General features: G+C 72.4%; 13 protein-coding genes and 1 pseudogene. 10 read left to right on the top strand and 4 right to left on the bottom strand.

Features of this window, described 5'->3' with window-relative positions:
• Nucleotides 1-290, bottom strand: a pseudogene (locus ACI379_RS08170) (hypothetical protein); the annotation flags it as partial.
• Between the two features lie 86 nt (nt 291-376).
• On the opposite strand from ACI379_RS08170, the gene xseA reads away from it, so the two are divergent.
• Nucleotides 377-1,648 (top strand): exodeoxyribonuclease VII large subunit, encoded by a 1,272-nt coding sequence (gene xseA / locus ACI379_RS08165; RefSeq protein ID WP_439791587.1) that lies wholly within the window; start codon nt 377-379, stop codon nt 1,646-1,648.
• On the top strand, nt 1,641-1,841 hold the full coding sequence (locus tag ACI379_RS08160) for an exodeoxyribonuclease VII small subunit (protein ID WP_439791586.1): 201 nt from the start codon (nt 1,641-1,643) through the stop codon (nt 1,839-1,841). The genes xseA and ACI379_RS08160 overlap by 8 nt, the downstream gene beginning before the upstream one ends.
• 14 nt (nt 1,842-1,855) lie before the next feature.
• Here the strand turns inward: ACI379_RS08160 and ACI379_RS08155 are convergent, their stop codons facing one another.
• Nucleotides 1,856-2,392: a DUF4245 family protein gene (locus tag ACI379_RS08155; RefSeq protein ID WP_439791585.1), complete on the bottom strand. Its 537-nt coding sequence runs from the start codon at nt 2,390-2,392 to the stop codon at nt 1,856-1,858.
• A 121-nt stretch (nt 2,393-2,513) separates the two neighbouring features.
• Between ACI379_RS08155 and ACI379_RS08150 the strand changes: the two genes are divergently transcribed.
• The 5 genes from ACI379_RS08150 to glpX are packed head-to-tail and all read left to right on the top strand — an operon-like array spanning nt 2,514 to nt 6,486.
• On the top strand, nt 2,514-2,918 hold the full coding sequence (locus ACI379_RS08150) for a TOBE domain-containing protein (RefSeq protein WP_439791584.1): 405 nt from the start codon (nt 2,514-2,516) through the stop codon (nt 2,916-2,918).
• On the top strand, nt 2,915-3,667 hold the full coding sequence (modA, locus tag ACI379_RS08145; protein WP_439791583.1) for a molybdate ABC transporter substrate-binding protein: 753 nt from the start codon (nt 2,915-2,917) through the stop codon (nt 3,665-3,667). Before ACI379_RS08150 ends, modA begins: the two co-directional genes overlap by 4 nt.
• On the top strand, nt 3,664-4,467 hold the full coding sequence (modB, locus tag ACI379_RS08140) for a molybdate ABC transporter permease subunit (protein ID WP_439791582.1): 804 nt from the start codon (nt 3,664-3,666) through the stop codon (nt 4,465-4,467). Before modA ends, modB begins: the two co-directional genes overlap by 4 nt.
• Nucleotides 4,464-5,474, top strand: a complete 1,011-nt coding sequence (locus tag ACI379_RS08135; RefSeq protein ID WP_439791581.1) for an ABC transporter ATP-binding protein — start codon at nt 4,464-4,466, stop codon at nt 5,472-5,474. Before modB ends, ACI379_RS08135 begins: the two co-directional genes overlap by 4 nt.
• A 10-nt stretch (nt 5,475-5,484) precedes the next feature.
• Nucleotides 5,485-6,486 (top strand): class II fructose-bisphosphatase, encoded by a 1,002-nt coding sequence (gene glpX / locus ACI379_RS08130; RefSeq protein ID WP_439791580.1) that lies wholly within the window; start codon nt 5,485-5,487, stop codon nt 6,484-6,486.
• On the opposite strand, the gene ACI379_RS08125 is transcribed toward glpX, so the two are convergent.
• The gene (locus ACI379_RS08125; RefSeq protein WP_439791579.1) at nt 6,451-7,293 is read right to left on the bottom strand and encodes an esterase/lipase family protein; all 843 of its coding nucleotides are present in this window, start codon (nt 7,291-7,293) and stop codon (nt 6,451-6,453) included. The genes glpX and ACI379_RS08125 overlap by 36 nt on opposite strands.
• Before the next feature lie 76 nt (nt 7,294-7,369).
• Here ACI379_RS08125 and ACI379_RS08120 point away from each other — a divergent pair, with 76 nt between their 5' ends.
• Nucleotides 7,370-8,284, top strand: coding sequence for an alpha/beta fold hydrolase (locus tag ACI379_RS08120; RefSeq protein ID WP_439791578.1), 915 nt, complete (start codon nt 7,370-7,372; stop codon nt 8,282-8,284).
• A 6-nt stretch (nt 8,285-8,290) separates the two neighbouring features.
• Here ACI379_RS08120 and galK read toward each other — a convergent pair whose 3' ends face one another.
• Complete coding sequence (gene galK, locus ACI379_RS08115; RefSeq protein WP_439791577.1) at nt 8,291-9,394, bottom strand: galactokinase; 1,104 nt, start codon at nt 9,392-9,394, stop codon at nt 8,291-8,293.
• A 134-nt stretch (nt 9,395-9,528) separates the two neighbouring features.
• On the opposite strand from galK, the gene ACI379_RS08110 reads away from it, so the two are divergent.
• Together ACI379_RS08110 and ACI379_RS08105 are read left to right on the top strand one after the other, a co-directional pair.
• Nucleotides 9,529-10,809 carry an extracellular solute-binding protein gene (locus tag ACI379_RS08110; protein WP_439791576.1) on the top strand — a complete coding sequence of 427 codons (1,281 nt, stop codon included), beginning with the start codon at nt 9,529-9,531 and terminating at the stop codon, nt 10,807-10,809.
• On the top strand, nt 10,806-11,075 hold the full coding sequence (locus ACI379_RS08105; RefSeq protein ID WP_439791575.1) for a hypothetical protein: 270 nt from the start codon (nt 10,806-10,808) through the stop codon (nt 11,073-11,075). Before ACI379_RS08110 ends, ACI379_RS08105 begins: the two co-directional genes overlap by 4 nt.
• Nucleotides 11,076-11,137 lie beyond the last annotated feature (62 nt).

The following is an 11,137-nucleotide window of genomic DNA, read 5'->3' as shown; positions in this document are numbered from 1 at the left end:
TGGCGTACGGCCAGCCGGGCGAGCAGCTCGGTGCGCCGCCGTGGCACGAAGACGCCGGGACGTACGGCGACGCGCACGCCGCCGACCTCGGCCCACCCCAGCACCTGCTCCAGTGGCTCGCCGGCCTCCCGCCGGCGCACCAGCCGTTCGCGGAGCTGCGGGTCGTCGGTGGTCGACAGCAGCGCGTCGGCCTCGTCCTCGGCGAACACGCAGCCGGCGGCGCGCAGGCGGAGGGTGAGCGTGGCGCGGCCCTCGTCGTCGTCACGGTCCGAGGCAGGGTCCCGGTCCACGGCACGTCCTTCCGTCCTCGGCACAGCGGCCCGGCGGCTGGGCCGGACCCGACGAGGTTGTCAGCCCCACCCTCTACAGTCCAGCCATGACTTCGTTGCGCGACGCCACCCCGGAGGCCCCGGCCCCGGTGCGCTCGGTCGCCAACGCGGTGTCGCAGTGGATCGACCGGCTCGGCGCCGTGTGGGTCGAGGGACAGATCGCGCAGATCACGCGACGCCCCGGGATGGCGACCGTCTTCATGACGCTGCGCGACACCGTCGCCGACATCTCGGTCCCGATGACCTGCCACCGCTCCCTTCTCGACGCGATGGCCCCACCGCTGGTCGAGGGCGCCAGCGTGGTCGTGCACGCCAAGCCCACCTTCTACGCCAACCGGGGCTCCTTCTCCCTGGCCGCCCGCGAGATCCGGATGGTCGGTCTGGGCGAGCTGCTGGCCCGCCTCGAGTCGCGCCGGCAGCTGCTCGCGGCCGAGGGCCTCTTCTCGCCCGCACTCAAGCGGGACCTGCCGTTCCTGCCGCGCAAGGTGGGGCTGGTCACCGCGCCGCGCAGCGCCGCCGAGCGCGACGTCCTCGACAACGCCGCCCGCCGTTGGCCCGCGGTGGAGTTCGAGGTGGTGCACGCGACCATGCAAGGTCCTCGCAGCGCGGGCGAGGTGATCGAGGCGCTGGGCCGTCTGGAGCGCAACGCCGAGGTCGACGTGATCGTGGTGGCCCGCGGCGGCGGCTCGTTCGAGGACCTGCTCCCCTTCTCCGACGAGGCCCTGGTGCGGGCGGTGCACGCGATGCGGACCCCCGTCGTCTCCGCCATCGGCCACGAGCCCGACCAGCCCCTACTCGACCTCGTGGCCGACGTACGCGCCTCCACGCCCACCGACGCCGCCAAGAAGGTCGTGCCCGACATGGCTGAGGAGGTGCGCGGCGTCGAGTGGGCCCGGGACCGCCTGCGCCAGCTCGTCGTCGCCCGGGTCCGCGACGAGCAGGAGCGCCTCGACGCGCTGCGCTCGCGCCCCGCGCTGGCCGACCCGCGCAACCTGCTGACCGACCGCGGTCGCGAGGTGGGCGACCTGGTGCAGCGGGCCCGGCGCACGCTGCTGCACCGCCTCGACCGCGCGGCCGACGAGATCGACCACCAGCGCGCCCGGGCGCGCGCGCTGTCGCCCCTGGCCACCCTCCAGCGGGGCTACGCCGTCGTGCAGGACGCCAACGGCGACGTCCTCACCTCGATCCAGGCCGTCGCCCCCGGCACCGAGCTGGCGATCCGCCTCGCGGACGGACGCATCCACGCACGCACCGACTCCGTCACCCCAGACCCCGGCGGCACGCCGCCCTCAGCGCCAGGAGGCGACAACGATGAGTGAGCAGACCCTGTCGTACGAGGAGGCCCGCGAAGAGCTCATCGAAGTCGTGCGCGCCCTGGAGGCCGGCGGGACCGGCCTGGAGGAGTCGCTCGCGCTGTGGGAGCGCGGGGAGAAGCTCGCCGCTCTGTGCCAGGAGTGGCTCGACGGCGCCCGCAAGCGCCTCGACGAGGCGATGGGGCAGGGCGAGGACTGACCCGCCCGGCGCCGTCAGAGCGTCAGGGACTCGATGAAGGCGACGATCTCCTCGGCCGGAGCCGAGCCGTACACGAGCAGGACCTCGTCGCCGACCTCGGCGGAGTAGCCGGTGTCCCCGCCCTCGTCGGTCCACACCTGCCAAGCGGTCGCGACGTCGCTGTCGATCTCGACGTCCTCGCCCTGCTCGGCCGACTTGTCGATGTAGGTCTTGACCATCTCGCTCAGGGCCTTGTCCTGCTGACGCAAGCCGACGAAGTCCTCGTCGTCGGTGAGGAGCCCCATCCCCCAGCGCGTCTCGCCGACCGCGACGAGGTCGACGCTCGTGGCGATCCAGCCCGTGGGCAGCTCGTTGGGGTGTGCCACCCGCATGCCGGCGTCCTGGGCCAGCTTGACGCTCTCGGACCACTCGACCGGAACGGTCTCCTGCTCGGCGTCGCCGCTGAAGGTGTCCTTCCAGACCAGGAACCCCAGGACCGCCGCGACCGTGATGACCATGGCACCGATCAGGCCACCGAAGCTTCGCTCGTACCGGCCGCTCTTCTCACTCACGCGCACATCCTCCCAGCCGTGCTGCAACCGGCCGCCTCCGGGGACCACCCCGGACGTCCGCCTCATCCGCACACGCGCTCCTCACTTGCCAATCCACCCGCATCTGCGGAAGGATTCACCCGTGCCCATCTACTCAGTTGCGGAGTGTGCGGAGGTGCTCGACGTCAGCGACGACACCGTCCGCCGGTGGATCGACACCGACCGTCTCCCCGCCCGGCGCCACGACGGACGGACCGTCGTGGAGGGCGTCGCCCTCGCCGAGCTGGCCGAACGCCTCCTCGAACCGGGCGAGGCCCTTGAGCGCGACCGCACCCGCGCCGGGTCGGTCAGCGCCCGCAACCGGATGTCCGGGATCGTCACCCGGGTCAAGGCCGACACCGTGATGGCCCAGGTCGAGATGGTCTGCGGCCCGTACCGGATCGTCTCGCTCATGAGCAGTGACGCCGCCTCGGACCTCGGGCTCGCCCCGGGCGTCCGTGCCATCGCGTCCGTCAAGTCCACCAACGTCGTCTTGGAGGTTCCGTGATCCCCGGCAAGCCCCTCGCCGCAGCAGCCCTCCTGGCCCTCCCCCTGGCGCTGGCCGGCTGCGGGCAGGGGTCGACCGGCTCCGACGAGCACACGCTCACCGTGCTTGCTGCCGCCAGCCTGACCGACGTCTTCACCGACCTGGCGGAGACCTTCGAGGACGAGCACGACGTCGAGGTCGTCCTCTCCTTCGGCTCCAGCACGGACCTCGCCGAGCAGGCCGCCGACGGCGCCCCCGGCGACGTGCTCGCCACCGCCGACGAGGCCTCGATGACGCTCGCCAGCGACGCCGGGGCCACCGGCGAGGTGACCGAGTTCGCCTCCAACGTCCTCGTCATCGTCACCGCCGCCGGCAACCCGCAGGACGTCTCCTCCCTCTCCGACCTGGCCGACCTGACCTGGGTGCGCTGCGCCGACGAGGTCCCGTGCGGACGCGTCGCCCTCTCGGTGCTGGCCGAGACCCCCGTACGCGGCAAGCCGGTCAGCCTCGAGGAGGACGTGCGCGCCACCCTCGACAAGGTCGTCTCCGGCGAGGCCGACGCGGGCCTCGTGTACGCCACCGACGCCACGGCGGCCGGGGACGAGGTGACGGCCGTGGCCATCGACGGTGCCGCAGACCATGCCACGTCGTACGTCCTGGCCCCGCTGACCCAGAGCGAGGACGACGAGCTCGCGCAGGCGTGGATCGACCTCGTCACCTCGCCCGAGGGCCGCGCGGTGCTGGAGTCGGCCGGCTTCGGGCAGCCGTGAGCGTGCGCACCTCCGACCCGCTGGGGCGTCCGCCGGCGCTCCTGATGGTGCCGGCGGCGCTCGCGACGGCCCTGCTCGTCGTACCCCTGGTCGCGATGGTCGCGGCCACCGACCTCGTCCACCTCGCCGACCACCTCACCACCCGCAGCGCCCGCGAGGCGCTGGTGCTCTCGCTGGCGACCTCGACGGCGGCGATCGTCGTCTGCCTCCTGCTGGGCCTCCCCCTGGCGTGGCTGCTGGCGCGGGTCGAGTTCCGCGGTCGCGGCGTCGTACGGGCTCTCGTGACCGTGCCGCTGGTCCTCCCGCCCGTCGTGGCCGGGGTTGCCCTACGGACCGCGTTCGGCCGGACCGGGGTGCTGGGCCAGCCGCTGCTGGAGTGGACCGGCTTCGCGTTCCCGTTCACGACCTGGGGCGTCGTGCTGGCCCACGTGTTCGTCTCGATGCCGTTCGTGGTGATCTCGATCGAGGGCGCCCTGCGCTCGGCAGACCCGGCGTACGAGGCCGCCGCCGCAACCCTGGGCGCCAGCCGCTGGACGGCGTTCAGGCGCGTCACGGTGCCGCTCGCCATGCCTGGGATCGTGGCCGGCGCCGTGCTCGGGTGGGCCCGGTCGCTGGGTGAGTTCGGGGCGACCATCACCTTCAACGGCAACTACCCCGGCACCACCCAGACGATGCCGACGCTGATCTACGTGACCCGGCAGGCCGACCAGGACGCCGCCCTCGCACTGAGTCTGGTGATGCTCCTCGTGTGCGTCGGCGTGCTGCTGCTCCTGCGCCACCACTGGCTGGGGACGGCATGAGCAGCCACGGCACCGGCACCGGCACCGGCACCGGCACCGGCCTGAGCGTCGACCTGCGGGTGGACGACCGGCTGAGCGCCGACGTCGAGGTCGCGGCCGGCGACGTGCTGGCCGTGATCGGCCCCAACGGTGCCGGCAAGTCCACCCTGCTCAAGGCGCTCGCCGGGCTCGTCCCGGCCCACGGGCGCGCCCGCCTCGGCGGACGGGACCTGCTGGGCCTGCCCGTGCGTGAGCGCAACGTCGGCATGGTCTTCCAGGGGCAGCTGCTGTTCCCGCACCTGAGCGCAGCCGACAACGTCGCCTTCGGGCCGCGCTCGCGCGGGGTCGGTCGACGGGAGGCCGCGGCGCTGGCTCTGGAGTGGCTGGACCGGTTCGGCATCGCCGACCTGGCTGCGCGCCGGCCCGCCGAGCTCTCCGGCGGCCAGGCCCAACGGGTGGCCGTGGCCCGCGCGCTGGCCAGCTCCCCCGACCTGCTGCTCCTCGACGAGCCGTTCACCGGCCTCGACGTCTCGGTGCAGATGGCGCTGCGGATCGAGCTGGCCCAGCACCTGCGCGAGTTCGGCGGTGTGACCCTGCTCGTCACCCACGACGCGATGGACGCGCTCACGCTCGCCGACCAGGTGCTCGTCCTCGACGACGGCGCCGTCGCCCAGCACGGCAGCCCGGCCGAGGTGTCGGCCCGCCCCCGTACGGAGCACGTGGCCCGGCTCGTGGGGCTCAACGTGGTGGCGCACGACGACGGGCTGATGTCGTTCCCGCCGTCCGCCGTCGTCGTCTCGCGCACCGAGCCGGACGGCTCGCCCCGGCTGCGGTGGCACGGGCGGGTGGCCAGCGCGGTGCCCCACGGCGACGCCGTACGACTGCTGGTGCACGCCGCCGTGGACCTGCTCGCCGACGTCACCGTGGAGGCCGCCACCGAGCTCGGCCTGACTCCCGGACGCGAGGTCTGGCTGTCGGTCAAGGCCACCTCGGTGAGCAGGTACGGAGACGCCCGGAGCGACCGATAACATGCGCACCATGACTTCGACGCAGGCGCCAGACCGCAACCTCGCTCTCGAGCTCGTCCGAGTGACCGAAGCGGCCGCCATGGCAGCCGGTCGCTGGGTGGGGCGTGGCGACAAGAACGGCGCCGACGGCGTCGCGGTCAACGCGATGCGCGTGATGATCTCCTCGGTCGCGATGAACGGCACCGTGGTGATCGGCGAGGGCGAGAAGGACGACGCCCCGATGCTCTTCAACGGTGAGCGCGTCGGCGACGGCACCGGCCCCGAGGTCGACGTCGCGGTCGACCCGATCGACGGCACCACGCTCACCGCGAAGGGCATGAACAACGCGATCGCCGTGATGGCCGTCGCCCCGCGCGGCACCATGTACGACCCCTCGGCGGTCTTCTACATGGAGAAGCTCGCCACCGGCCCCGAGGCCGCCGACGTCGTCGACATCCGTCTGCCCGTCGCGGAGAACATCGCCCGGGTCGCCAAGGCCAAGGGCAGCGCCGCGCGCGACGTCACCGTCGTGCTGCTCGACCGCCCGCGCCACGACCAGATGGTCGAGGAGATCCGCGCCACCGGCGCCCGGATCAAGTTCATCTCCGACGGCGACGTGGCCGGCGCGATCATGGCCGCCCGTCCCGACACCGGCGTCGACCTGATGCTGGGCATCGGGGGCACGCCGGAGGGCATCATCGCCGCGTGCGCGATGAAGGCGATCGGCGGCACCATCCAGGGTCGCCTGTGGCCCACCGACGACGAGGAGCGCCAGCGTGCCCTCGACGCGGGGCACGACCTGGACCCCGACCACGTCCTGACCACCGACACCCTGGTGACCGGCGACGACTGCTTCTTCGTGGCCACCGGCATCACCGACGGCGAGCTGCTGCGAGGCGTGCGTTACAGCGGCAAGGGCGTCACCACGCAGTCGCTGGTGATGCGCTCGCGGTCGGGCACCGTGCGCACGATCACCGCCGAGCACCAGCTCGCGAAGCTACGCGATTTCTCCGCGATCAACTTCGACAGCTGAGGTCTGCCGGAGCACCGGGCTGCGCAGGGCGTCGACGACGAGGTCCACGCAGTCCGGGTCGAAGGCCATGCCGAAGTGCGAGGACCTGACCTCGCGGGTCTCGGCGTCGGGGTCCAGGCAGGCACGCCAGTCGACGAACCCGTCGCGCCGGCTGTACACCGCGGTGAACCCGATGTCGTCGGCCAGCGGCGTACGGGCCTGCTCGAAGCTCTGCCGGGCGCACTCGCCGGCCACGCAGTCCTCGGCCATCAGGCCGGGTACGCCGGCCCGGCTGAGGCGGACCAGCACGTCGACGCCCGCCGCCAGCGACCCGTGGTGGGCGCCGGGGGCCAGCACGGGGCTGCCCAGGGTGACGATGCCGGAGACGAGGTCTGGACGGCGCGCCGCCACCCCGCGGGCGATCATGCCGCCCAGGGAGTGCCCGACGACGCGGACCCGGGTACCGCGCCGGTGGGCGACCTGCTCCAGGCGTCGCTCCAGCATCCCCGCCGCGGCCATCGTGCAGCCGATGTTGACGTGCATGTGGGAGCGGTAGGTGCGGAACCCCTCGCCGCGCAGGCTGCGGGCCAGGAGGGCCAAGGACTGGTCGCCGGCGAGGAACCCAGGGACCAGCAGCACGGGGTCGGCCGACCGGTACGGCGCCCGCCCCGCGTACGGGGTGCTGCGGCGCACGACCCGCTCGGTGACCGCACGGCGGGCGTACCGCCCCACCTCGGTGACCGCCGAGGCCTCGCGCAGCAGCGCGGAGCGCTCCGGGCGCTCGAAGCCCGGGGGACGCAGGAAGTCGGCGACTGTGTGCTGGCTCACAATCAGCGACTGTAGACCGCCGTCCGGCACGGAGGACGCTTTTCCGTTCAACCAGCTCTCGTGTTGACTGGCCCGCATGGCCCCGCACCCCGTGGACGCGAGCGTCCCGCTCTCCGACGAGCTGTTCGCCCCTCTCGGGCAGGTGGAGCTGTGCTACCAGACGTTCGGCTCGCCCGCCGACCCGCCGCTGCTGCTGGTGATGGGCCTCAGCGCGCCGCTGAACTGGTGGCCGGTCGAGCTGTGCGAGCAGCTGGCCCGCGCCGGGTTCTTCGTGGTCCGCTTCGACAACCGCGACGTCGGCCGCTCGACCAAGATCGCGACCTCCGTGGGCCGCCGGCACCTGGTCCGCGCCTTCACCACCGGGACGGGTGCGCCGCCGTACACGCTGGGCGACATGGCCGACGACGCCGTGGGGCTGCTCGACCACCTCGGCCTCGAGACCGCTCACGTCGTGGGGGTGTCGATGGGCGGCATGATCGCCCAGACCATCGCGCTGGCCCACCCGCAGCGGGTCCGCTCCCTGACCAGCATCATGTCGACCACGGGGCGCCGCACCGTCGGGTGGCAGCACCCCAGCGTGCTCCCCCGGATGCTGGCCCCACGCCGCGACACCCTCGAGGGCTACGTCGCGCACAGCCTGAGCATCAACACCCTGATCTCCTCGCCCGGCTACCCGACCCCGGAGGCCGACTACCGCCGCCTCGCCGAGGAGACGTGGAACCGCGGCGTCGACGCCAGCGGTGCGGCCCGCCAGACGCTGGCGATCCTGCGCCAGCCCGACCGTACGCTCGCGCTGCGCTCCCTGCGCACGCCGACGCTCGTGGTCCACGGGCTGGCCGACCGGATGGTGCACGTCAGCGGCGGTCGGGCCACCGCCGCGGCGGTCCCCGGGGCCGAGCTGCTGCTCGTCGACGGCATGGGCCACGACCTGCCGGCGCCGCTGTTCGACACCTTCACCGACGCGATCACCCGGGTGGCGGCCCGCGCCTGAGGCGCCTCAACCGAGGCGGTGGGCGCCCCGCGTCGCGGCCACCTCGAACGCCACCGGGGCCTGCCACCCGCGCTCCGCGTACGCCGCCTCGACCGCCGCCACCGCGGCGCCGACAGCGTCGGCCGGCACGAGCGCGATCACGCAGCCCCCGAAGCCTCCGCCGGTCATCCGCGCGCCCAGCGCTCCCGCCCCCAGCAGCGTCTCCACGCACACGTCGACCGTGGGGACGGTGATGGCGAAGTCGTCGCGCATCGAGGCGTGCGAGGCGGTGAGCAACAGGCCGATCGAGGCCAGCTCCCCGGCGCGCAGCGCCTCAGCCGTACACAGCACGCGCTCGTTCTCGGTGACCACGTGCCGCGCGAGGCGCAGCAGGTCCTCCGGCAGAGCGGCCAACGCCTCCACGTCAGGCACCTCGCGGAGCGTGTCCACCCCCAGCGCCGCCGCGGCGGCGGCGCACCCGGCGCGGCGGGCCGCGTACTCGCCGTCCACGTGCGCGTGCGGGGTGCGGGTGTCGACGACGAGCAGGGTCAGGCCCGCGGCAGCGGGATCGAACGGGATCGGCTCGGCCTCCAGGGAACGCATGTCGCACAGCAGGACGTGGCCAGCGACACCGCGCAGGGACGCCAACTGGTCCATACCGCCAGTGGGTGCGCCCACCACGTCGTTCTCGACGGCGCGCGAGAGAGCCAGCAGGTCGGCGTCGTCGAGTCCGAGGGAGTGCAGGTCGTCGAGGGCGCGTACGCACGCGCAGACCACGGCAGCCGAGGACGAGAGTCCGGCGCCGAGCGGGACGTCGGAGTCGATCTCGACCTCCAGGCCCGGCTCCGTGCCGTCCGGCAGGAGCCCTCGCTGGCGCAGCAGCGTCGCCGCCCCCAGCACGTACCGGGCCCACTGCGGGACGTCGTCCCCATCCAGGGAGCCGGGCGCCACGGTGACGGGCTCGTCGACCTGGGCGGACCGCGCGGTCCAGCGCCCGCCGACGGCGTGGCGGGCGGTGGCGGTGCAGCCGTACCCGATCGCCAGGGGCAGCACGTACCCGTGGTTGTAGTCGGTGTGCTCACCGATCAGGTTGACCCGGCCCGGCGCCCACCACGTCACTGCCTCGCTCACACGCCCATCCTCGCAGTGGCCGCGGTGCGCGGTCTCGACAGGCTCGACCACCAGGGCGGGCTCGACCGGCGAGGTGTGAGGGTTGTCACAAACGTGGGACTGGCGTAGACAAGACCTATCTCTCGGGAGGTTCCATGGCACGAGATTCCCTGCCTCGCAGGCGCATCACCACCGTGCTCGCCGCGCTGACGCTGGCGTCGGGGACGCTCGCGGCCTGCAGCGCCGAGGCCAGCACACCCACGCTCGTCTGGTACATCAACCCCGACAACGGCGGCCAGGCCGCACTGGCGGAGAACTGCTCGACCGGCGACTACACGATCTCCACCCAGGTCCTCCCCCAGGCCTCCGACCAGCAGCGCATCCAGCTGGCCCGGCGCCTGGCGGCCGAGGACTCGGCGATCGACCTGATGAGCCTCGACCCGCCGTTCACCGCCGAGTTCGCCTCCGCCGGCTTCCTCGAGCCCGTGCCGGACGAGGCGCGCCAGCAGCTCGAGGAGCAGGGCACCTTCGCCGGCGCCATGGACGCGGCGACCTGGGACGACCAGCTCGTGGTGTTCCCGTTCTGGTCCAACACCCAGGTCCTCTGGTACCGGAAGTCCTTCGTCGAGAAGGCGGGCATCGACATGGGCAAGCCCGTCACGTGGGACCAGATCATCGACTCGGCGTCGGAGGACGGCGGCCGGATCGGTGTGCAGGCCAACAAGTACGAGGGCTACGTCGTGTGGATCAACGCGCTCATCGAGGGTGCCGGTGGTCACCTGATCGAGAACGCCGACAAGGGCATCGACGCCGACCTCACCGTCGACAGCGACGAGGGAAGGCTCGCCGCCGGCGTGATCGAGAAGCTGGCCTCGTCGAAGGCCGCGCCCGCCGACCTCAGCGTGAGCAACGAGGGCACCGCCGGCTCGACCTTCGGGTCGGACCAGGGGTCGTTCATGGTCAACTGGACCTACATCTTCCACAACTACGACGAGACCGACCCCGAGGTCGCCAAGGACATCGGGTACGCCCGGTACCCGCAGACCGTCGAGGGCGAGGAGTCCCGTCCCCCGTACGGCGGCATCGGCATCGGCGTGAGCGCCTTCTCCGACCACAAGGAGATGGCCCTCGAGGCGGCCCAGTGCCTGGTCAGCGGTGAGAACCAGGGCATCAACGCCGCGATGACCGGCAACATGCCGGCCAGCACGGAGGGCTACCAGCAGAAGGGCGTCACCGATGCCTACCCCGCCGACCTGCTGGACCTGTTCCAGGAGTCGGTCGACGCGGCCGCGCCACGCAGCGTGACGCCGTACTGGTCCGACATCTCCAGCGCGCTGCAGAGCACCTGGCACCCGGCCTCCTCGGTCGACCAGGAGACTCCGCGGCGCTCCCGCGAGTTCATCGAGCAGGTGCTGAACGGAAGGACGCTGCTGTGAGCGCCACCGACACCCCCCGCCGACGGGCCGAGCCGAAGCGGGCCGCGAAGCCCGCCGCCACCGAACGCTCCGTCGCGGAGAACCGCCTGGGTCTGCGTCTCGTGGCCCCCGCGGTGATCCTGATGCTGCTGGTGACCGCGTGGCCGATGATCCAGGCTCTGTGGCTCTCGCTGTTCCGCTACCGGCTCACCGCCCATGTGAGCACTTTTCTCTTCTGTCTAAAAGGGTTATACATCATTTCCTCCTGCAGCTTCGTAGATATCTAGCAAAGTATCCAGATTCTTTTCTATAAAACCTGTATCGTAATTTCCTCTAATAAATGTTTCAT

The sequence above is a fragment of the Nocardioides sp. genome (assembly GCF_051876515.1).
GTDB lineage: Bacteria > Actinomycetota > Actinomycetes > Propionibacteriales > Nocardioidaceae > Nocardioides.
This window is presented reverse-complemented; position numbering and strand designations above follow the sequence as displayed.